This is a genomic window from Bacteroidales bacterium, from assembly GCA_031275285.1.
GTDB lineage: Bacteria > Bacteroidota > Bacteroidia > Bacteroidales > UBA4181 > JAIRLS01.
Window position 1 is genome coordinate 20,784 of record JAISOY010000041.1, and the last position, 21,313, is coordinate 42,096.

Here is a 21,313-nt window from a genome sequence, read left to right on the forward strand (position 1 = left end):
AATCGAATTATGGATACTAATGTTTTAGAAAAATTAAAAACTTCACGTAAGCGTGAACAACAATTGGAACAACTTAGTCCTTTTGAACTGAAAGATAGCCTGATTAAACTGGCTTCGGAAGAAAATGAAAGATCCACCCGTACCATGTTAAATGCGGGGCGAGGAAATCCGAACTTTATAGCTACTTTACCCCGTGAAGCTTTTTTCACTTTAGGCCAGTTCGGTTTGGCGGAATGTCGCCGTAGTATGGATCAACCGGTTGGCTTGGCAGGTATACCGCAAAAGAAAGGTATCGGCAAGCGTTTTGAAGCTTTCCTTAAAGAGAAAAGCCAGCTTCCCGGAATCGATTTGCTGAAGTACATATATGAATATGGACTTAAAACGCACAGATTCGATCCGGATGATTGGGGACTGGAGTTAGCTGAAGGCATTATTGGAGATCAATACCCCAGTCCTGTACGGATGCTTAAGAACTGTGAAGTCATTGTACATGATTATCTGATTCAGGAAATGTGTCAGAATAAACCGAGCCGTGCCGGAAAATATGACCTTTTTGCTACCGAGGGAGGAACAGCTGCTATGTGTTATATTTTTGATTCACTGGTAGAAAACGGGTTACTGAAAAAAGGTGATAAAATTGCATTGGGTGTTCCTACATTTACACCTTATCTCGAAATACCCGAATTAGACAAATACCAGTTTAAAATCGTATATGTACATGGTTCGGCCAAAGACAGCCAGGGCAATTCGAATTTCCAGTATCCCGATGAAGAGTTGGATAAATTAGGGGATAAATCTGTCAGGGCATTTTTTATCATTAATCCGAGTAATCCGACATCAGTGGAAATCTGTGAAAAATGCCGGAAATACCTTGTGAAAGTCGTCAAAAACCTCAATCCTAACCTAATGATCCTCACTGATGACGTTTACGGTACTTTCGTTGACGGGTTTGTTTCATTAATGCGTGATCTTCCTCAGAATACCCTTTGTGTTTATTCGTTTTCGAAATATTTCGGAGCGACAGGATGGCGTATAGGTGTCATCGCTTTGCATGAAGATAATATATATGATGATATGCTTACTGCCATTCCACAGAAAGAAAAGGATCGGCTGGCAAGGTTGTATGAAAGCCTGACCATTTACCCTGAGAAATTAAAGTTTATCGATCGGCTGGTCGCTGATAGCAGACAGGTAGCATTGAACCATACTGCGGGATTGTCTTTGCCGCAACAGATCCAGATGATGCTTTTTGCCGCTTTTGCTTTAATGGATAAGGATAACAAATATAAAAAAGCTTGTAGCAATCTTCTTCAGAAACGATATAATCTTTTCTGGGAAGGGATGAATATTCCGGTCATTCCTGATCCGGACCGTGCTGCTTATTATTGTGAAGTAGACATTGAGGAGTGGGGAATGAAAAATTATGGTAAAGAATTCATGTCTTTCATGAAAAAGAACTTTGAACCGGTAGATATTGTATTCCGGTTAGCTGAAAAATGCCGCGTAGTACTATTGAATGGTGGAGGCTTTGCCGGACCGGAATGGTCGGTTCGTGTATCATTGGCCAACCTTGATGATAATGCTTATGCAACAATAGGTAAAGCATTATCGGAAACCATGCAGGAATATGTGGATGCCTGGAAAAAAAGTTAAATCACACATATAACCAGATAGCAATGAAACACGAAGTTGATCTTCGTGTTTCATTATTTTTAAGTAATATAAAACAATTAAAGTCATATTTTCTGAACGTAATTCATTTGATCAATGTGACTTAAGGAAATAATAAATAGCACAGAGTGCTTAATACATAAACAATTACAGATGAAGAAGCTATATATTATTGGTATTTGCTTTTTGCTGTTGGGGTCAAAATTATCCGCTCAACACAGAGAGAGTCAGAATATTTTTGATAAACTATTGTGGGATGATAAAATGCTGAATGTGATGGTAGACACCCGTGTCGATTTTCAAACGGAATTCCGGAGTTCTGATCTGCAGAGCGCTTCTTTTCGTGCGCAAACCATTAAGTTGTGGCTGGTAGGTGAAATAATTCCCGGGATACGTTACCGTTTCCGTTATCGTTTAAACAAGCCTCAAACACCGTTGATCCGTGATAATTACGGGAGCAATGTTGATCATGCCTGGATTGCTTTCGATGCAGGTAAAAACTTTACTTTCACAGTCGGACGGCAGTCAGTGCAACTTGGGACTTATGAATACGATTACAATGGTGCCGATATCTATCAATCCACTATGGTGAACGGGGATTTTGATTTATACAAAACAGGGATCAATGTAGCTTACCGTTTTGCCGGACAGGTAATGAATTTTCAGGTAGTGAATTCCGATGCTCCTCAATTTGCCAGTGAAGAATATAAAAACAAAGCTATTGCTATGAACTTGCTATGGCAGGGGAGCCTATTCAATAATGTATTGAACACCCGTTGGGGGTATGGTGCTTTTCAACATACGAAATCTAAATTTTATAACTGGTTCACTGCAGGTACACAAATACATGTAGGCGATTTTACTACTGAGCTGGATTATTTTTATGGAGCACGTAACATGGATTATTCATCCGTTGTAAGTGTTGATTCATTGGGAAACAGGTATGTCCAGGATCAATCGGTTTCTGTGAATATTAAGTATAATTTCGGAAAATGGAGGCCTTTTGTAAAAGGAATCTGGAGTCTTCGCCATGATAAGGATTATGATCGTGATGCATATCAAATGTCAGGTATACAGGGTGTTATAGAATATTATCCTTTTGAAAACCCGTTAATTAAAAATCTCCGGTTTCATCTGGCATATGCCTATGGAAATACCGGATTCAAAGGTGAATTTGGTAGCTTAACTGACCAGCACACACATACTTTATTGATAGGTATGAGATGGCTGTTTAAGGTGAAATAGTTGATTGTCAGAATATATGAGTTTAATGGTCAAGATTTATAAAAAATTGTTTTTCAAATTTTGATGTATCCAATAGAAATAAATGTGAAGATAAAACTTCAATGACTATTTAATAAAATATGACAAGAATTTTCCATGTTATTATAATGAAGATTGTATCATGGAAATAGGATTTTTGTCAAATCTTTCATAGGAATTGGATTGTAAAAGTATCTGGATCTGTTATCTTTGCTGCTTAAAACAGCGGGAATGGATAAAGTGCTTTCAAGGGATAAAATATTGATCAGGACATCGTGGATCAGTACGATTGGTAATGCTATATTATCAGTGGCCAAAATTATTATCGGACTATTTGCGGGAAGTTTAGCTGTCCTGGGAGATGGTATTGATTCTGCGACAGACGTCATTATTTCAATCGTGATGATTTTTACGGCCAATATTATGAATAGGCCGCCTACAAGAAAATACGTGTACGGTTTTGAAAAAGCCGAGAGCATTGCTACCAAAATATTGTCATTGATCATTTTTTATGCCGGTGTACAAATGCTCGTTTCATCTGTTAAGAGTATGTTTTCCGTTGAAAGTAAAGAACTTCCTGCTGCCATTGCTATTTATGTGACCATATTTTCTATTATTGGAAAATTGGCGCTGGCACTTTATCAGCAAAGGCAAGGGAAAAAAATTAATAGTTCTTTATTGACTGCTAATGCCGTTAATATGCGCAATGATGTCATCATTTCGATAGGTGTTTTAGTGGGACTGATATTCACTTTTATTCTTAAACTTCCGGTTCTTGATTCTATAACCGGATTAATCATCAGTATTTTTATAATAAAATCATCTATTAGTATATTCATGGATTCAAATGTTGAATTGATGGATGGTGTGAAGGATGAAACAATATACAATAAAATATTTGAAGCTGTAGATAAAGTCCCGGGAGCCAGTAATCCTCATCGTGTAAGATCCAGGCAGATGGGAAATATGTATGTGATAGATCTTGATATAGAGGCAGATGGAGATATTACCCTCAGGGAATCACATGATATTGCGAATGCTGTGGAAAAAAGTATCAGGCAGTCTGTTGAAAATGTGTATGACATTGTGGTACATGTGGAACCGATAGAAAAGGATCACCCTAAAGAACAGTTCGGAATTAACCGGGAAATGATGTAGTGTATTGATTGTCAATTGTATAAAATATTGTTTTGTAGATTTACTACTCCATCATAAAAGTTTCATAAGTTGCTTATAAATGTGTCAGGGTAATTCCGGCATAATGTCCGGTTCCTCATACAAATATATTTCTGTGTGGGTTTCTTTTGTTTCTTGATTATAAACAATTCTTTTTGTCGGGAAATCCAAGGAGTTATACTCATATTGATATTCAATAACACTACTTGTTTCATTCTCGGTCTTAATCAATCGTCCCGGATTATTGAACGCGAAAAATCTATTTATGTATGTAAACCACCATCTTGGTTTACTTTCCAGGAGTGGATTTATTTTCAGATCATAATCTTCATATGCTTCAATGGAAATAACAGTCATATCATCGGGGTTATATTCCGTTTTTCGTGATAGATTACCATTGTTATCATATTCAAACTTAATTGTAGAAGTACTTTCTATCAGTAATAATTTACCTTCATTGTCAAGAGTTAGCGTTTCAGATCCATAGTTAATGGTATTTCCATTTCTTTTTGTGATTTTCGTTGAAAATGAACTTATATCTTCAATCATTTCTCCCGAATCATTATATATTAATGATCTCGAGAATGGGGTGCCATTTAATTTGAACTCCCATCCATACTCTATAATGAGATCAAAGTTATATGAATAATAATAGAAGAATAGGTCTGTTTCATAACTCGCTAAAAGTGGTGGTTGGATGTTGAATGATTGTTCGACAGGTGTAGCCGGATTATATGATTTATTTCCCGGCTGAAAGGCTGTAATAGTGATACTTCCCGGTAGATGCATATTGATTATGTTTCCTGATATTGAAGCAATAGAAGGATCGCTGCTTTCAAAGAGTACGGATAATCCGGAAGAAGACCAGGCCTGTAATTTAAAAGAATTCTCTACTAATTTTTTATTGGAAATGGGACCAAAAGTAATTACCTGATCTGTTCTGCTTGTATCGTCCCTGTCTTTATCTTTGCATGAAAAGAAAACAATGCAAAAGAAAAGAAACATATTTATATACTTCATCGCAATTTTTTTTTAGAATTACGCATTCTTTAGTAGAAAAGTTTCAAAATAATATAATTAAAATCTTGTGTATATAAGAGATAACATTCACTTGAAACAAATAAAGCTAAACAAAAACTTTAGAACATTTGTTTAGGGAAAGATGTATCACAAACCTTTACTCCACCTCCCGGTTGATACTGGGCTTCTCTTTCAAGCAAATTGTCTGATAATAATTCCTGTGTTTAATTCACTAAATATGAGTGAAGTGATAACAACGGCAAAGTTAATATTTTTATAGATATATGACAAATAATAGCCCATTATTTTGCTCAGGAACAACAATCAGATCAGGTATTTTCGTCTAGGCTTTCATTGTTTTTTCTCATCATGGCGGCTGTGATAAAAATATGTGATGCATAAAAAGTAGGCATCATCAAAAAATAGAGTGTATCATTTCTCACAAATTCGTGTAATGCAATGAGTGTATCAGAAAAGACAAGGCTGAGTATTCCTATGAAAAAAAGCCATCTGGATGTAGGGGATAAGGACAATTCCAGCGAAGCAGCTAAGGTACAGCAGGATATTATTAAATAAAGTAATACGGATATCAGTAATAAATCATCGGAGATGGCCGGCTTTAATTTCAGCATGAAGAAAATACCGTAACCGACCAATGATAAAGCAAGCAAGAGAATATTGACCCTGCCATTCCTGATGCAAAAAGATAAATATCCAATATGTGCTAAAAAGTAAAGTCCGATCCCATAAATAAACCGATCCGGGAAATTCGCCCTATGTCCTAACATCCAGTCTCCGGCAATGGAAATCAGAAAAGAAAGGGCAATTAACCATGCAGAGGTTTTTACTTCTTCTTCCGGAAATACCAATACGATGATGATACAAGAAAGAGATAATATCAAATGAAAGGCATATCCAAACCCGAGTACAGCGAGACATGCCGCTGTTATAGGGATGAGAAGTAACAGAAAAAGATAGTTTTTCATGGTTATTCGTATTTGTTATCTATAAGAAAGAGCAAGTTAATATTTTTTTTTAAGCAGACAATTTTAAAAGGCACCTGGTTGTGTTTCTTCCTAAGAAAACAATTTGTAAAGGCCGATATTAATTAAAACCTGATTTTAACGAAAAAAGCTGAAATGTACATTCCCATAATTCCGGTGATCGATTAAGTTAGGATGAGATGAAAAATCCGTACGTCTGGAATGTTCGAGAATCAATATTCCTTCTGGGTTTAGTATATTTTTATTTAATATCAAATCCGGTATTTCAATGATCTTTTCCATGTCATAAGGGGGGTCGGCAAATATGATATCATATTGCTCCTTGCATATATTCAAAAAATGAAACACATCATCCCGTACCACCCGTATTTGTTGCAATCCTATTTTTTTTATAACACTACGGATAAATGAAACATGCTGTGGGTCTATTTCTATTGAATGGATATTTCTTGCATCACGCGATGCAAATTCATAACTAATACTTCCAGTGCCGGCAAATAGATCCAACACATCTAAATTCTCAAAATCATACCTGTTGGAAAGAATATTGAACAAACCTTCCTTTGCAAAATCGGTAGTTGGCCGAAGCGTTAACCTGTTATCCGAAGGTATTTGCTTCCCCCGGTATTGACCACCTATGATGCGCACCCGTATAAGTTAAACAGGTTTATAAATCTTTTTCTCATCGATTCTATAAGATAATGGCTGTAAGTTATTGTACTAAAAGGCTCACATTCATTTATCCGTAATACATACTTCCGGATCATTTCAACATAAAGCGGGCTCTCTTTCAATTCTCCGGCATAGGAAACACTAGTCGAAGATAGCGACATCTTATGAAGACTCAATACTCCTGCGAGAAAATAAATGGAATCTGCAGGAGTATTGACTTCAAATGTGTTGTATAGTAACAGTTGTTTGTTTTTTATAAGAAGAATATCCATATAACCACCATAAAAATGTAAGGTAATTGGTGAAGCTGGTTGTGGATGGAGCATCATCCATTCAATAAAAGGTGAAGCATGATGGAACCATTTAAGCTTTGGATGGTATTCTTCCAGTAATATTTTTATTTCAAGCGGAACAGAAAAGACATTATATAATTGTGCCCCGGATACAAAGTTATGCATTACCTGTTCATTCTTCTTTACTCCATGGTTGAAGGATAAGTATTCTTCAGCATCCGATGAATCGAAAAAACGCTCTGGAACTAAAGTAGAACGCGATGATACTTCAAGACACCAACAACTTTTATATGACGCTTGTAATAATTCATCTGTTTCAAAAATTTTTTTGCAAGAATCAATAAGGGTATTTAATCCTGCAAACTGATAATGCCGCAATACAATGTATTTGCTGATTACCGTGTTAAATATGCAAAATGATAACCCCTTCTCTGCAATTTGGATGGATAAATGATAACTCTCTGATTGGGAAATATCAAAAATTTCATCAATCAGGTCTATATCTGCTTTTATCTCCGAATTATTCCCAGTTTCCGGCATTATTGGTGGTTTCTTCCAAAGAACCGACTTTTAAACCTGCATATTTAACTGTCTTCTCTCTTTCCTTATTGAAGTTAACCGTTAGTTGAGGATCCATGCCATGCAGCAATACATCATTGGAAACTTTAGCCTCAAATACGTTTACTTTCACCTTTCCGGCAATCAATGTTATAGTATCCATTTCAAATTCAACGCCGTCTGTATATGGTACGTAACGGATCGAATCAACAGGATACCCTTTTTTAAATAATGAATCCAAAACACTAACAAGGATGGTATCCCGAACAAGACCTACAGAAACAGCCGCAGAATCATCTTCGTCACCGATTTGTTTTACCACTTTAAATTTTCCTGTTTTCAGAAAATTAATCAATGAATCAAATTCGGAAGTATACACTTTATTTTCCGATCTATATGCTACCTGAGCTGTACGGATATCTTTCAAACGCTCGATGGTAGCGGCATAACGTTGGTTCTTTTCAGCATTGAACCGGAGCGGTTCCTGTATGCTTTCATAAACGAAATACCCCACTACAATTATTGCAATGGCTAGGATTACTTGAATAACTGTTTTCATTATTATTAATTTTTCTTTAATGTTTTTGGTTTGTTCGCTTTTATTGGCAAAAATATGAAAAAAAGTTAAAAAGAAATGATATCTTAGTAATTTATTATTTTTTATGCTGAAAAATCATCTTAAAGATATTTTTTTCCATCACCTGAATTTTGAACCTACTGAAGGACAGAGAAATGTGATTGATGTTTTATCTGAGATGATGGTAACGCCGGATAATCAACGGATTTCGCTCATTAAGGGGTATGCAGGAACCGGTAAAACTTCTGTGGTTTCAGCATTTGTCAAAACGTTGAATGATTTTAAAATACGATCCGTATTGATGGCTCCTACAGGTAGGGCTGCTAAAGTGTTAAGTGCATATTCAGAAAAAGAAGCTTTTACCATTCATAAAAAAATATACCGTCAAAAAAAATCAACAGATATATTCAGTTCTTTTCACCTTGATTACAACCCGGATCATCATACATTTTTTATTGTTGACGAAGCTTCCATGATTTCAAGGTATAGTACTGACCAAAATCTGTTTGGAAGTGGAAATCTTCTGGACGATCTGATACGGTTTGTATACAACGATCATCACTGCCAGCTGGTTTTAATCGGGGATACGGCTCAATTGCCTCCTGTAGGCCAGGAGGAAAGTCCGGCTTTGGATAAACATCTTCTGGAATCTTATGGTTTGAAAGTTTCCGAATGTTTGCTGACCGAAGTGGTGCGGCAATCACGGGAATCCGGAATCCTATGTAATGCGACTATTGTACGTCAGATGATTTCCGGAAAACAGTCCGCTTTTCCGGTATTCCGGATGAATTTTCCCGATGTTCAACGTATTTCCGGAGAGGATTTAATCGAAACCATATCCGATGCTTATGAAAAGTATGGAATTGAAGAGACTGCCATTATTTGCCGGTCGAACAAACAAGCCAACCGGTATAATCAGGGAATACGCAATCGTGTTTTATACCGGGAAGAAGAGCTCACTCCCGGCGATCTGCTGATGGTGGTACGGAACAACTATTTTTGGATACAGGATTCGGAAGATATCAGTTTTATTGCCAATGGCGACATTGTTAAGGTAGTTCGCATCATCAGGTATTTTGAACGATATGATTTCCGGTTTGCTGAAGTAGAACTGTCATTGCCCGATTACAATGACCGGGAATTTACAGCCATGATTATGCTGGACGTCTTATCTAGCGAAGTTGCATCCATTACTGCCGAACAAACACAAAAATTGTTTTACTCGGTAGCGGAAGACTATTCCCACATCCCGACAAAGAAGAAACGTTATGAAAAAATACGGGAAGATGCTTTCTTCAATGCTTTGCAGGTTAAGTATGCTTATGCAGTTACCTGTCACAAAGCACAGGGAGGACAATGGCAATATACCTTTCTTGACCAGGGCTGGGTCAAAAACGAATCTCCGGATATCGAATACTTAAGATGGCTATATACAGCTATCACGCGAGCCTCCGGAAAATTGTACCTGGTCAATTTTCCGGATAAGTTTTTTAACGGGCTCTAAGTGATTATTTGTTTTTTATTTCATCCGCTGTCTTATTAGCAGCGTCAAGAATATTCTGTATCTGTTTCTCCGTTTCCTGTTCTATTTTTTTTGCATTGGATTCACCCTCTTTGCGAAGCTTGTCGGCAGCTACTTTTACTAAACGTTTTTCGACTGTTGATTTTGATTCAGCCTCTTTCTCCAGTTTATCTGCGGCAGCATTGGCCTCAGAACGTGTTTTATCAGCCAGCTGTTTGGCTGCGCTACGCAGTTTTTCTGCCTGGTTTTGTGCATCAGCCAATAACTTGTCTACCTGCGCATTCACTTCAGCTTTTGCCTGTTCCTTTGCTTCTTCTACTTTTTGTGTAACGGTTTCCGTTACAGCCTTGGTAATATCTCCTACCATATCGGCCATGCTCAGTTTTATTTCCGGTTTGGTAACAGTACCGCGGATACTTCCTGTAAGAGACAATTCTTTAATATTAGACCCTCCGGGGATAGATTTCAGGATGTCAGTAGCACCAACAGCTGCGACCGGAACTGAAGCCTTCAGATTGTAATTTAAAGTCATATCAAGTCCTTGATCTCCGGATAAATTGAGATTTACCTGATCGATCTTAAATTGCATTGGCTCGATCATGATCCTTCCATCCTTGACTTCAAATTTAATATTCAGATCTCCAGGTGATAATGTCCGTAGTTTCTCGTTTTTCAACACGTCCGCCAGGGTTCCCATCAGCTTTGAGTTCCGGATTTCAATATTATGAGTATTCAACTGTCCTTTCGACTGTACAGTATTCAATACCGGACTCATATGTTCATCAAGGATCGTATGGAGATTCAATAATGCAGATACTTTTCCGACATAATCCTGAGGGTCGGGAAAGATTTTCTGAAGCATTGAAAACGAAGACAGAGTTGAAGTAATATCCAACCGTGAAATATCCAGATGAAAATCTATAAAAGGTTTTTTTATCTCCTGGGTGTTGTATTCTCCATTCAACACAACACTTCCTTCCAGAAGGTTCATCCCTAATTTTTCCATCCTGACTTTTCCATCTTTCACGAATAAGTTACCTACAGTACTACTGATGTCCAATTTATCAAAATAGATATGATTAATTTTTGCATTAATCGTAAAGTCGATATTTTTAGGAACTTCAATGATAGATAACGGAACAGTATCCGTCTCGGTGGTTGTCTCTGTTTCTTCCCCTGACATGAACTCATTCAGGTCGATAACATTCGAAGAAAGGGATAAGTTCCCCCGGATTGTTGAACCTTTGAAAACATATGGGATAAAATTTTCAAGCGAGCCTTTCAATGAAACATCAGTCCGTCCGACAACAGCATCAAGATTGACCAGGTGAACGACTTTAGGTGTAAAATCAAGATGGGTGCTCGAGATTTTGACTCCTTGAGGGAAATCCGGACTGGTAAAACTGAATCCGGTTAATTTCAACATTCCTTTGGCATCAAAATCTTCATATTGTTGTTTCTCAAGTGTAGACATACGTCCTGCCAGGATTAGATCACATTCCAATATGCCATTTAATTTCATGTCATCAAGCGGGATAATGCTTGAAATGGAATTGAAATCAATTATTCCCTTGAACTCTCCGGCTACCTGCAAATCACTTTCAGGTGTTTTTACATGCAATTCCAAATCGAAAGGATTTTTTGCCATTTCAAAATGAAATTTGTTAACATCCAATGTGGTATTGTCAAATTTTACACCATCATAAAATAATTTCAAAGCAATATTGATTTTTTCAACGGATTGAGGGAGATCCGGATATTTGAACATGGCATCGTCCACATTCAGGGTCAGCCCTACATTCGGCATTTGCTTATCATTATAGGTTCCTTTTGCATAACCTTCAAGTGTGAGGTTTCCTTTGGTTTGTATCGATTCGAAATCCTTCATGTATACAGCCGGAATCAACGATAATAAGCTTTTGAAATCGGTACGTTCAGTGGCGAATGTAATATCAGTAATAATATCATCACCTGGCATTTTTACCGTACCATCAAATTTCAGGATAATATCGTTGAGTTTAAATTGATTATGGTTGAAGGTAAAAGCCATGTTTTTTAAATCGGCAGCAATGTCGGAAACGAAATTGATACGGGCATCCCTTACCATCCGTATATTATTCATCCAGAAATCAAGCGTTTTGATATCCAGCTGCATGGATAGTGTGGTGTTTTCCATTGACATATCCCCTTTCAAAAGGAAATCAAGATTTTTAACAGCAGCCGCCATTTTACTGGAATCATCACGATAAACGATCTGGGCATTCCGTATTTCAAATTTCTTGAGTGATATCTGAATATCTGTATCCGAGCTTTCATCTTCTGTTTTTTCTTCAGGCTCGTCACTGGGCTTCATCACATCCCAGTTAACCTTTCCGTTTTCCAGAACATGTGCATATACTTTTGCCTGGTCCAGCAACACCGCTTTTATTTCGATATTGTCCATTTTAATTACACTCATAATGTCTACCGTGACACTAAATCTTTTTAATGAAGCCAGTGTATCGGCTTCAAATTCTCCGGTTCCTACCACCTGCAGGTCTGATAAAGCGACATAGGCATTAGGGAAATTACGGATAAAAGATAATTTAAGATCCGAAAAATCAACTTTAACTGTAAGCATATTGTTCAGCTCTTTTTTAGCAATCTCAATGAGTTTACCTTTGAACAGAAAAGGAGTGATCAATAATACCAGAAAAAGAACAGCGATAACGATAAAAAAGATTTTAAGAAATTTTTTCATGATAAAGGACTTTAATATTCAACAAACGGCGTTTCTGTATTTTTTTAAAGAACGGAAAATGAATCGTTTTATTTTTGAAAAGAGATGATAAACTTTCAATATTCATAATAAATAAAACAAATTTACTCAAATACTGTTCATAGAAGCAAAAGTAATTATATTATTACTTTCTGCAAATAAATATCAAAACAATCAATCCCTGTTTTTATTGTAAGGATATTCGTCTTTATTATTTTACAAATATTTTAGGGACAAATCCCGGAAGATGTTTTGTATAACCATAAAACTTTTGAAACTGCTGAAATATTATATACTTTTGAACCATATTTGGTCGATCAGTCATGTAAATTAAGGTATGAAAAAATTTTTACTCCTGTTGCTCCCGTTATGGGGAATCACACACCTATGGGCACAGGATTCGGAGAAAGAAAAAGACACAGAAATCTCATATATTCCGGAAATATATGGTGCGGTGAAGGCGAAATTTGAAACCAGTACCTATAATGGGTATCACCGCTTCAATGTGAGAAATTCCAGGATAGGTGTTCGCGGATTGGTAAGTCCATATATGCAATATAGAATACAGATCGACTTCAATAATGAAGGCAAGATATCCATATTGGATTCATATGCTTCTTTCCTTTTTGGGAATTTTGATCTGTCGATCGGTCAACAGCAATATAAATTTAGTACGGACCTGGACCGTGGCCCTTCTTCAAACATGTTTGCTAACCGTTCTTTCCTTTCCAAATATCTTACCAGTTACTTCGGACAAGACCTGGCAGATGGTGTTCCGGTTGATTATGTCGGATCGATAGGGTCAAGGGATATTGGTGTTTTGTCCCGATACCGCTTTAGTGGTTTTCCGGTACTGCTCGTACTTGGAGTATTCAACGGATCAGGCAGCAACAATCCGGAATGGTCTGATCATATCAGTATGGTCTATCGTGTTGAAATAGGCCATAGTAAGGGACTGAAAGGTGCTGTCAGTCATTATAACGGTGCGACACCTGTTTCAAACCATGTTGTTGAAACAGGAGGAACCTATGCTGTTGAAGAATTCAAACAGAACCTCTGGATGTGGGGAGGCGAACTTCATTATGTAGGTGACGATTTCAGGATTGAAGCAGAATATGCCCAACGCAGGCTTAAAGATGAGGAACTTCATATTCTGACAGCTGCTCATGTACATGGTTATTATCAGTTTCATATACAGAATTCTGCAATAGATTATATTGCCCCTATTGCCCGCTGGGATATAGGTGACGGTATTGAATTTATCAATCAGAACAGCAATGCCATTGAGAGAGTATCGACACAGAGAGCAACCATAGGGGTTAATCTGGGGTTCATACAAAGATTGGTCGGATCGGAGTTACGGTTCAATTATGAAAAATATTTTTTCAGGCATACTCCATCTGATCATGGTAAGAATTTGCTTTTTCAGGACAAATTCACCGTTGAGATTGTCGCTACTTTTTGATCCGGTCTTATTAACAATTTTCAAACGATCGATCTTTCCATCTGATGTTCTGGTTCAGATGGAAAATATCAGTTTTCAATCAATAGATCAGCCGTGAGACGATATCTATCCTTTAGTCCCAACGTCCTTTTCCCCCGGAAACACTGTATTGGCCCGAGCCCAAAAAGCAAATTGCAGCAGAAGCTAACAGGAATAATAAGTTTAATTCACCTTTAAGGCCGCCGGTGATCCCAAATGAAAATGCAGAAAGACCTAGTGCCAAAAAGAATGTCATTAACATGGTGAAAATGACGATTACTCCTGCAATTCTGGACCAGAGGCCAAGTACCAACAAAAGTGGAGCAATCACCTCTCCCACAGGAACACCATAAGCAATAAATTCAGGTAAGCCGCTTGATGACAGCAGTAATTTAATCGGATCAAGACCGTGGATCAGTTTATGCAAGCCATGTGGTAACAGAAGCATACCGACAGATATACGAAGTAATAACTTTCCTGTATCTTCATTTCTAATAAAAGTATCAAATTTAGTAGGCATAATTTATTCAATTTTGTTAGATACTGTCAATAAACTCATTAATATATTAATAGTGGCAAAGGTAAAAAAATCATGGAATACCCATCATATTTTGATCATTTTTTTAGAATTTACCTGTAAAATGCCATTTTTTAAAGATCATCTTACCATTTGTAGACTTTGTTGTTCTCATTCACTGAGAAATTTCAGTGATATTATATCCGGTTATTCTTTTTCTATGCTTTTATCCCAATAATAAAGAGGTTTATAAAGGTTTTGAGATATAGAGGCATGAATAAAAATGAGATGAATTTTTCCGATTTTAATATTTTTTTAGAAAGCTTTAACAATTGTTAAGAAATCACACTTTAATTTTGCAGTTGTATTGAAAACCATTTAAAATTTAGGAGGAATTTTTTATGTCGATGCAAACAAAACTATTACTATTAATCTCCCTCGCAGGAGTAATGCTTGTCGGTTCATTTGCTGCAGAACCATCGAAAGGAGTGACAATCTATACGCCTTACACAAAGATTTCCGTGCCGCCTGGAGAGTCACTCGATTATACCGTAGATCTGATTAACAATACAGATGTGGTTCAGAATCTGGATATCTCTATTTCCGGGATACCCAGAGGATGGGATTTTGATCTGAAATCCGGAGGTTGGAAAATCAGTCGCATATCCGTACTTCCCGGAGAGAAAAAAAGTTTAAACCTTAAGGTAGAAGTTCCTTTAAAAATCAATAAAGGCACCTATGGTTTTACTGTGAATGCAGGGCAGTATACCCTTCCTTTATCTGTTATAGTGTCTGAACAAGGGACCTATAAAACCGAATTCACCACTACACAGGCCAATATGGAAGGACAGTCCAATGCTACTTTTACCTATAATGCTAAATTAAGGAACCGCACGGCCGAGAAACAGTTATACGGGCTGACGACTAACGCACCACGCGGTTGGAACGTATCTTTCAGAGCTGGTGGAAAACAAGTAACATCAGTAGAAGTAGAACCAAACAATATCATTGATATTACCATTGAAGTAAAACCGCCTGCAAAAATTGAAGCAGGAACCTATAAGTTTCCTATAAGAACAGCCACCAGTAATACATCGGCTGAGCTGGAATTAGAAGCTGTAATCACAGGTTCTTATGAGATGGAGTTAACAACGCCCCAAGGCCTGTTAAGCACGTCAATTACTGCCGGTGATGAAAAAAAAGTGGAGCTGGTCATACATAATCCCGGATCATCAGAATTAAGGGATATCGAATTTAGCGCCAACAAACCAGTAGACTGGAGCATTACTTTTGAGCCTTCCAAAGTGGATGTTCTGAGAACAGGTGGTTCAACGCAAGTAACGGCAATCATTAAAGCACCCCAAAAAGTCATTCCCGGCGATTATGCAACAAAAATAACGGCCAGGACACCTGAAGCTTCTTCTGGTATTGATTTCAGAATTACCGTTAAGACTTCCATGCTTTCAGGTTGGTTGGGAATCCTGATTATTTTGATTGTAATAGGTGGGATATATTATTTGTTTAGAAAATACGGAAGGAGGTAGCCGTGGAACCCAATGTTATAGAACTTACGAACCTAACGAAAAAATACGGATCGTATACCGCTGTTGATTCGCTTAATCTAACCATTCGTAAGGGTGAGATATTTGGCTTATTAGGGCCAAACGGGGCAGGAAAATCAACGACAATTTTGATGATGTTAGGACTGACTGATCCGACATCCGGAACGGTAAGTGTTTGTGGAATCAATTCCACCTCTCATCCCATGGAAGTAAAACGGAAAGTGGGGTATCTTCCGGAAGATGTCGGTTTTTATGATGACCGTACCGGATTTGAAAACCTGATATATACCGCCCGCTTAAACCGGATTTCCCTGGAAGATGCAAGAGCCAGGGCCCAGAAATTACTTGTTCGGGTGGGACTTGGTCATGAGACCAGCAAAAAAACAGGGAAGTATTCCCGTGGTATGCGTCAACGGCTGGGACTTGCCGATGTATTGATCAAAGATCCTGAGATCATCATTCTGGATGAACCGACTTCAGGAATTGATCCCAATGGGGTACGTGAATTTATGGACCTGATTGTTCAATTGAGTAAAGAAGAGGGAATCACTGTTCTTTTTTCGTCACATCATTTGCATCAGGTACAACAGGTTTGTGACAGGGTTGGCCTGTTCGTCGGTGGAAAACTGTTGGCAGAAGGAGATATTTTCACTTTATCTGAACAGGTATTTGCTGGAGAACCCTTATTGGTAGAAGTTGGTTATGTTCCGGAATCAAAGGATGTAAGCAAGGTACAGGATGCGCTCCGGATAATTGATGGAGTGATAGAGGTATGGCAGGAGAATGATCTTTTTCGCATCTGTTGTTCTAAAGATATTACTCCGGTTATCGCAAAAACAGTTATTGATGCAGGTATTCCTTTGGTTTCTTTGAATAAAAAAGAATACGGCCTTGATGATATTTATAACCGCTATTTTGAAGGAGGTAACAATGAATGATCTAAAACAATCCATATCTATTGACCAACATTCATGGGTGTCGAATTTGTTTCGGGGAAAAAATTCCGTTCACGGACACTCTGTAATGCATCCCTTTCGCGTCATCGTTGCAAAAGAAATTTCAGACCATATCAGGAGCTGGCGTTTTATTATACTGGCAGCTATTATTATTCTGACATGTATGGGTTCGTTGTATACTGCTTTAACAAATATTGGAAATGCGATCAAAGATGATCCTGAAGGATCTTTCTTCTTTCTTAAACTGTTTACGGCTTCCGACGGAACATTGCCTTCTTTTTTCATTTTTATCAGCTTTCTTGGACCTTTATTAGGGATTAGTTTGGGCTTTGATGCCATCAATACCGAGCAGAACAAAGGGACACTCAGCAGGATATTGGCTCAGCCAATTCATCGTGACTATCTCATCAATGCCAAGTTTGTGGCTGCATTATTGGTAATCAGTGTCATGTTTTTTGCACTTGGTTTCCTGGTGATGGGGTTTGGATTAATTGCAACAGGTATTTTACCTACGGCTGAAGAGTTCATACGTATTGTCTTTTTTCTTTTACTGAGTATCTGCTATGTAGCTTTTTGGTTGAATTTATCCATATTTTTTTCTGTGCGTTTCAGGCAAGCCGCCACGGCAGCTTTGGCTAGCCTTGCGATATGGTTATTTTTCACTATATTCTATGAAATGATTGTTAGTCTGATCGCAAAATCGATTGCACCATCTGAAATGGCTCCCGTACAATACCTGGTCAATTATCAGAATTTTATTCTGAATCTTTTACGTGTGGCTCCCGGACAACTCTTTAATGATGCTTCCATTACTTTACTCATGCCTTCAGTACGAAGTCTTGGTCCGTTAACTATGGAGCAAACCTATGCTTCCATACCCAATCCCCTGCCTGTCGGACAAAGTTTGTTGATTGTTTGGCCGCAGCTGACGGGATTAATCGCAGCTACCATATTATGCTTCGGCTTATCTTATGCCTCATTCATGAGAAGGGAAATCCGCTCGAGGTAGGTTTAAAGGGCTAATATTGGCAGTGTTTATCTTAGAATAATGTCAGTAACCAGCTTTTTACCGAGCTTTTCATTCAATAACCTGATGATTTCCGAACGTCTCATGAGAAGTTCATTTCGGATAACGGATGAGGTAAGATGGACAAATAATACCTGATTCCTGTAATAAATATTTTCTGTTGATTTTGCCAAAGGACCCAATATCTCAGACCAGGCGGAAATGATCCTTGTTTCATTTATCTTTCCATCCAGTTGATATTCTTCGATGATTTCATCCAGAAGATCCTTTAGCAATATGGTATTTGTACGTTTCACGATATGATCATTCAATATGTTGTAAATATACAAAATATTGGTTTGCGTGTTGACCATTGTAATAATTAAAAGCAGAATGACCTCAAAAAGAGGTCATTCTGCTTTTAATTATTGTGATTCCTAATTTTCAAAAATCAGATCACCTTTTTCCACATCTACAATGATGGGTTTGTCAACCATTACACTGCCGGAAAGGATGCGTTTGGACAATTCATTCAGGATATTCTTCTGAATTACCCGTTTTACAGGACGTGCACCGAATTGCGGGTCATATCCGGCCGCAGATAGCCATTCAATAGCGCTTTCGGTTACCTTTAATTCAATTCCCTGTAGTTTGACCATCTTTTTGAGATTTTCCACCTGCAACATCACTACCTGCTTGATCTCATCCTGATGAAGCGGTTTGAAAACAACGATCTCGTCTACCCGGTTGATGAATTCAGGGCGGATCGTTTGTTTCAATAAATCCATTACCTCAATCCGTGTTTGTTCCAGTACTTTTTCCCGGTTTTTATCATTCAATCCGTCCATTTTTTCCATGATCAGATGCGACCCGATATTGGAAGTCATAATGATGATGGTATTTTTAAAATTGACCGTGCGCCCTTTGTTATCTGTCAGACGGCCATCGTCCAATACCTGAAGCAGGATATTGAATACATCCGGGTGTGCTTTTTCAATTTCATCCAGCAATACCACCGAATACGGTTTGTGACGCACGGCTTCGGTTAACTGTCCTCCCTCATCATAACCTACATAGCCGGGAGGGGCACCTACCAAACGCGATACCGAATGACGCTCCTGATATTCAGACATATCGATACGCGTCATCATATTTTCGTCATTAAAAAGAAATTCGGCCAATGCCCTTGCTAATTCTGTTTTTCCGACACCGGTAGTACCTAGGAAAATAAATGATCCGATCGGACGTTTAGGATCCGACAGTCCGGCCCTGTTTCGTCGAACAGCATCCGAAATTACCGCAATAGCCTCATCCTGTCCAACAACCCGGTGATGTAACTCATCTTCAAGAGTCAATAATTTTTCTCTTTCACTTTGCAACATGCGGGAAACAGGTATACCTGTCCATCGGGCAACCACTTCTGCGATATCATCCGAAGTCACTTCTTCCTTAATTAATGCGGAGTCAGCCTGTTGATCCTGAAGTTCCTGGTTCATTTTCTCCATTTCCGCTTCGGCGTCCTTTATTTTTCCATAACGGATCTCCGCCACTTTTCCGTAATCGCCACTTCTTTCAGCCTGCTGTGCCTCGACCTTATAATTTTCTATTTCATTTTTAAGGGTCTGTATCTTTTCTATGATTTTACGCTCACTTTGCCATTTGGCACGTAACTCATTACGTTCTTCCGAGAGGTTGGCAATTTCCTCGGATAATTGTTTTATTTTAGGTTCATTTCCTTCCCGTTTGATGGCTTCCCGTTCGATTTCCAGTTGTTGGATCCGGCGGTCGAGCAGATCAATTTCTTCAGGTACGGAATTCATTTCAAGGCGTAACTTGGAAGCTGCTTCATCCATCAGGTCAATGGCTTTATCCGGCAGGAAGCGGTCTGATATATAACGCTGTGATAATTCAACTGAAGAGATAATGGCTTCATCACGGATACGTACTTGGTGATGTGTCTCATACCGGTCTTTAATACCGCGTAATATGGAAATCGCACTTAAAGTATCCGGTTCGTCAATCATAACGATTTGGAAGCGCCTTTCCAATGCTTTATCCTTTTCAAAATATTTCTGGTATTCGTCCAAAGTAGTTGCCCCGACCGCACGAAGTTCACCACGTGCCAGTGCCGGTTTCAAAATGTTGGCGGCATCCATAGCCCCGTCTCCACGACCTGCACCTACTAAGGTATGTATCTCATCAATAAAAAGGACCACGTCTCCTTCGGAAGCAATCACTTCCTTGACCACTGCTTTGAGTCGTTCTTCAAATTCACCTTTGTATTTTGCGCCGGCAACTAAAGCACCCATATCCAAGGAATACACCTGTTTGCTTTTCAGGTTTTCAGGAACATCCCCGTTCACGATACGATGTGCCAGTCCTTCTGCAATAGCTGTCTTTCCTACACCAGGCTCACCCACAAGTATGGGATTATTTTTGGTCCGGCGCGACAGTATCTGCAATACCCGTCGTATTTCTTCATCCCGGCCGATCACCGGATCCAGTTTCCCGTTTCTTGCACGGTCATTTAAGTTGATGGCATACCGGTTCAGGGAATCAAAGGTCTGTTCGGCAGTCTGGCTGGTTACTTTTTCACCTTTACGCAATTCCTCAATGGCTTTTTTCAACTCCTTTTGTGAGACCCCGTTATCTTTTAGAACCTGTGTAACCTGGTCCCCAACATCCAATAAGCCGGCAAGAATATATTCTATGGAGACGAACTGATCTCCGGCATCCTTGGATAGTGAAATCGCTTTTTGTAATGCCTTGGCGGCATCCTTTGATAAATATGGTTCTCCTCCGGATACCTTCGGATAGGATGTCACAATACTGTTGATCACATCCTGGACCCGACTGACATTCACATTGATTTTTTTCAGTAGGAATCCTATAACATCTTCACTTTCGTCAAACAAAGATTTTATCAGGTGCCCTGTTTCTACCGCCTGATTGCCATTTTGTTGCGCTATCTGAAACGCATTTTGGACAGATTCCTGCGCCTTTATGGTAAATTGATTCAGATTCATTATATTTTAGTTTACTGGGTTATTTCATTAACAAAATAATGCTTCGCAAATAATTCGCCAAAATACATAATTCTGCCAAAAAGTCCTATTTTATGTTTTTGTTTCACCCATTTTAATAGAAATTTTGAAAATGACGGTTTTATTAGATCATACCATCGCTTTCTCTAATTATATGCCTTAGTTGGATATCCTCAATCCGAACTTAAGACAGGTTATTTTCTTTTAACATTCCCAATCCGGATCTGTAAT

General features: G+C 38.3%; 16 protein-coding genes and 1 pseudogene. 8 read left to right on the forward strand and 9 right to left on the reverse strand.

Annotation, left to right across the window (positions count from 1 at the left end; translation table 11 throughout):
* Positions 1-9 precede the first annotated feature (9 nt).
* The 3 genes from LBQ60_03565 (at position 10) to LBQ60_03575 (ending at position 4,092) form a co-directional block, all read left to right on the forward strand.
* A complete protein-coding gene (locus tag LBQ60_03565) occupies positions 10-1,653 on the forward strand; it encodes a bifunctional aspartate transaminase/aspartate 4-decarboxylase (protein MDR2036981.1) in 1,644 nt (547 codons plus the stop codon).
* Between the two features lie 171 nt (positions 1,654-1,824).
* Positions 1,825-2,916, forward strand: coding sequence for an OprO/OprP family phosphate-selective porin (locus LBQ60_03570; GenBank protein MDR2036982.1), 1,092 nt, complete (start codon positions 1,825-1,827; stop codon positions 2,914-2,916).
* Between the two features lie 249 nt (positions 2,917-3,165).
* Complete coding sequence (locus LBQ60_03575) at positions 3,166-4,092, forward strand: cation diffusion facilitator family transporter (GenBank protein MDR2036983.1); 927 nt, start codon at positions 3,166-3,168, stop codon at positions 4,090-4,092.
* An 84-nt stretch (positions 4,093-4,176) separates the two neighbouring features.
* Here LBQ60_03575 and LBQ60_03580 read toward each other — a convergent pair whose 3' ends face one another.
* From LBQ60_03580 to LBQ60_03600, 5 genes are all read right to left on the reverse strand, one after another.
* Positions 4,177-5,130 carry a hypothetical protein gene (locus LBQ60_03580; GenBank protein MDR2036984.1) on the reverse strand — a complete coding sequence of 318 codons (954 nt, stop codon included), beginning with the start codon at positions 5,128-5,130 and terminating at the stop codon, positions 4,177-4,179.
* Between the two features lie 329 nt (positions 5,131-5,459).
* Positions 5,460-6,116, reverse strand: a complete 657-nt coding sequence (locus LBQ60_03585; protein ID MDR2036985.1) for a lysoplasmalogenase — start codon at positions 6,114-6,116, stop codon at positions 5,460-5,462.
* Positions 6,117-6,251: 135 nt separating this feature from the next.
* Complete coding sequence (rsmD, locus tag LBQ60_03590; GenBank protein MDR2036986.1) at positions 6,252-6,782, reverse strand: 16S rRNA (guanine(966)-N(2))-methyltransferase RsmD; 531 nt, start codon at positions 6,780-6,782, stop codon at positions 6,252-6,254.
* On the reverse strand, positions 6,770-7,639 hold the full coding sequence (locus tag LBQ60_03595) for a DUF3822 family protein (GenBank protein ID MDR2036987.1): 870 nt from the start codon (positions 7,637-7,639) through the stop codon (positions 6,770-6,772). Before LBQ60_03595 ends, rsmD begins: the two co-directional genes overlap by 13 nt.
* Positions 7,620-8,216 (reverse strand): hypothetical protein, encoded by a 597-nt coding sequence (locus LBQ60_03600; GenBank protein MDR2036988.1) that lies wholly within the window; start codon positions 8,214-8,216, stop codon positions 7,620-7,622. Before LBQ60_03600 ends, LBQ60_03595 begins: the two co-directional genes overlap by 20 nt.
* 103 nt (positions 8,217-8,319) lie before the next feature.
* On the opposite strand from LBQ60_03600, the gene LBQ60_03605 reads away from it, so the two are divergent.
* Positions 8,320-9,738, forward strand: coding sequence for an AAA family ATPase (locus LBQ60_03605; GenBank protein ID MDR2036989.1), 1,419 nt, complete (start codon positions 8,320-8,322; stop codon positions 9,736-9,738).
* Positions 9,739-9,742: 4 nt separating this feature from the next.
* On the opposite strand, the gene LBQ60_03610 is transcribed toward LBQ60_03605, so the two are convergent.
* The gene (locus LBQ60_03610; protein ID MDR2036990.1) at positions 9,743-12,496 is read right to left on the reverse strand and encodes an AsmA family protein; all 2,754 of its coding nucleotides are present in this window, start codon (positions 12,494-12,496) and stop codon (positions 9,743-9,745) included.
* Between the two features lie 355 nt (positions 12,497-12,851).
* Between LBQ60_03610 and LBQ60_03615 the strand changes: the two genes are divergently transcribed.
* On the forward strand, positions 12,852-13,979 hold the full coding sequence (locus LBQ60_03615; protein ID MDR2036991.1) for a hypothetical protein: 1,128 nt from the start codon (positions 12,852-12,854) through the stop codon (positions 13,977-13,979).
* 112 nt (positions 13,980-14,091) lie between these two features.
* Here LBQ60_03615 and LBQ60_03620 read toward each other — a convergent pair whose 3' ends face one another.
* The gene (locus tag LBQ60_03620) at positions 14,092-14,517 is read right to left on the reverse strand and encodes a DoxX family protein (GenBank protein MDR2036992.1); all 426 of its coding nucleotides are present in this window, start codon (positions 14,515-14,517) and stop codon (positions 14,092-14,094) included.
* 398 nt (positions 14,518-14,915) lie between these two features.
* On the opposite strand from LBQ60_03620, the gene LBQ60_03625 reads away from it, so the two are divergent.
* The 3 genes and pseudogenes from LBQ60_03625 (at position 14,916) to LBQ60_03635 (ending at position 18,041) form a co-directional block, all read left to right on the forward strand.
* Positions 14,916-16,058, forward strand: a complete 1,143-nt coding sequence (locus tag LBQ60_03625; GenBank protein MDR2036993.1) for a hypothetical protein — start codon at positions 14,916-14,918, stop codon at positions 16,056-16,058.
* A 2-nt stretch (positions 16,059-16,060) separates the two neighbouring features.
* Positions 16,061-16,741: pseudogene (locus LBQ60_03630) on the forward strand (ABC transporter ATP-binding protein).
* Between the two features lie 358 nt (positions 16,742-17,099).
* On the forward strand, positions 17,100-18,041 hold the full coding sequence (locus tag LBQ60_03635) for an ABC transporter permease (protein MDR2036994.1): 942 nt from the start codon (positions 17,100-17,102) through the stop codon (positions 18,039-18,041).
* Positions 18,042-18,067: 26 nt separating this feature from the next.
* On the opposite strand, the gene LBQ60_03640 is transcribed toward LBQ60_03635, so the two are convergent.
* Together LBQ60_03640 and clpB are read right to left on the reverse strand one after the other, a co-directional pair.
* Positions 18,068-18,355, reverse strand: a complete 288-nt coding sequence (locus LBQ60_03640) for a DUF721 domain-containing protein (protein ID MDR2036995.1) — start codon at positions 18,353-18,355, stop codon at positions 18,068-18,070.
* A gap of 120 nt (positions 18,356-18,475) precedes the next feature.
* A complete protein-coding gene (gene clpB / locus LBQ60_03645; protein ID MDR2036996.1) occupies positions 18,476-21,064 on the reverse strand; it encodes an ATP-dependent chaperone ClpB in 2,589 nt (862 codons plus the stop codon).
* Positions 21,065-21,313 lie beyond the last annotated feature (249 nt).

Bases quoted from the DNA above. Each gene is read 5' to 3' on its own strand.
- LBQ60_03565 (MDR2036981.1), top strand. From the start codon at position 10: ATGGATACTAATGTTTTAGAAAAATTAAAAACTTCACGTAAGCGTGAA.
- LBQ60_03570 (MDR2036982.1), top strand. From the start codon at position 1,825: ATGAAGAAGCTATATATTATTGGTATTTGCTTTTTGCTGTTGGGGTCA.
- LBQ60_03575 (MDR2036983.1), top strand. From the start codon at position 3,166: ATGGATAAAGTGCTTTCAAGGGATAAAATATTGATCAGGACATCGTGG.
- LBQ60_03580 (MDR2036984.1), bottom strand. From the start codon at position 5,130: ATGAAGTATATAAATATGTTTCTTTTCTTTTGCATTGTTTTCTTTTCA.
- LBQ60_03585 (MDR2036985.1), bottom strand. From the start codon at position 6,116: ATGAAAAACTATCTTTTTCTGTTACTTCTCATCCCTATAACAGCGGCA.
- LBQ60_03595 (MDR2036987.1), bottom strand. From the start codon at position 7,639: ATGCCGGAAACTGGGAATAATTCGGAGATAAAAGCAGATATAGACCTG.
- LBQ60_03600 (MDR2036988.1), bottom strand. From the start codon at position 8,216: ATGAAAACAGTTATTCAAGTAATCCTAGCCATTGCAATAATTGTAGTG.
- LBQ60_03605 (MDR2036989.1), top strand. From the start codon at position 8,320: ATGCTGAAAAATCATCTTAAAGATATTTTTTTCCATCACCTGAATTTT.
- LBQ60_03610 (MDR2036990.1), bottom strand. From the start codon at position 12,496: ATGAAAAAATTTCTTAAAATCTTTTTTATCGTTATCGCTGTTCTTTTT.
- LBQ60_03615 (MDR2036991.1), top strand. From the start codon at position 12,852: ATGAAAAAATTTTTACTCCTGTTGCTCCCGTTATGGGGAATCACACAC.
- LBQ60_03620 (MDR2036992.1), bottom strand. From the start codon at position 14,517: ATGCCTACTAAATTTGATACTTTTATTAGAAATGAAGATACAGGAAAG.
- LBQ60_03625 (MDR2036993.1), top strand. From the start codon at position 14,916: ATGTCGATGCAAACAAAACTATTACTATTAATCTCCCTCGCAGGAGTA.
- LBQ60_03635 (MDR2036994.1), top strand. From the start codon at position 17,100: ATGCATCCCTTTCGCGTCATCGTTGCAAAAGAAATTTCAGACCATATC.
- clpB (MDR2036996.1), bottom strand. From the start codon at position 21,064: ATGAATCTGAATCAATTTACCATAAAGGCGCAGGAATCTGTCCAAAAT.